Consider the following 984-nt stretch of genomic DNA (forward strand, 5'->3'; position numbering starts at 1 on the left):
CATATGGTGTGGTACAAGATCGGCAGCGCCGATGAGCCGCCGGGCAAGTCCGGCATCGCCCATTTCTTCGAGCATCTGATGTTCAAGGCGACGACCAACCATGCGGCCGGCGCGTTCGACCGCGCCGTCTCCGCCATCGGCGGTTCGAATAACGCTTTCACCTCCTATGACTACACCGCCTTTTACGAGACGGTGGTGCCGCAGGCGCTCGAGCAGATGATGGATTTCGAGGCCGATCGCATGGGCAACCTCATCCTCAACGACGACGTCATCGCCACCGAGCGCGACGTCATCCTCGAGGAACGCCGCTCGCGCATCGACAGCAATCCGCAGGCAGTGCTCGGCGAGGAGGTCGACGCCACGCTCTGGCAGAACCAGCCCTATCGCATTCCGGTGATCGGCTGGATGCAGGAGATGGAGAAGCTGAACCGCGCCGACGCCAAGGCTTTCTACGACAAATATTATACGCCCAACAACGCCGTGCTGGTGGTGGCCGGCGATGTCGAGCCGCAGGCGGTCAAGGCGCTGGCCGAAAAGACCTATGGCAAGGTCGCGCGTGGTCCAGACCTGCCGCCGCGCATCCGTCCGGTCGAACCCGAACAGAACACCAGGCGCACGGTGACGCTCGCTGACGCGCGTGTCAGCGTGCCGAATTTTTCGACGCAATGGGTGGTTCCCTCCTATCACACTGCGAAGCCGGGCGAAGCGGAAGCGCTGGACCTGCTGGCGGAGATCCTCGGCGGCGGCAGCCGCAGCCGGCTGTACCAGCAGCTTGTCGTCAAGCAAGGCATTGCCGCCGAGGCCGGCGCCTTTTTCCAGGGCACCATGCTCGATGCTACCACCTTCACCGTCTATGGCGCGCCGCGCGGCGACGCCAAGCTGGCCGATGTCCAGGCGGCGGTCGAGGCCGAGGTCGCCCGCATCGCCAGCGAGGGCGTCACATCGGGCGAGCTGGAGAAGGCCAAGGATCGTTTCGTCCGCTCG

General features: G+C 64.6%; 1 protein-coding gene. It reads left to right on the forward strand.

From position 1 onward, the window contains the following. Positions 1–984, forward strand: a 984-nt coding sequence (locus tag AC0L17_RS34460; protein WP_473518987.1) for a M16 family metallopeptidase, incomplete at both ends; no start/stop codon positions are given.

It is taken from the genome of Mesorhizobium sp. WSM4829 (assembly GCF_055811475.1).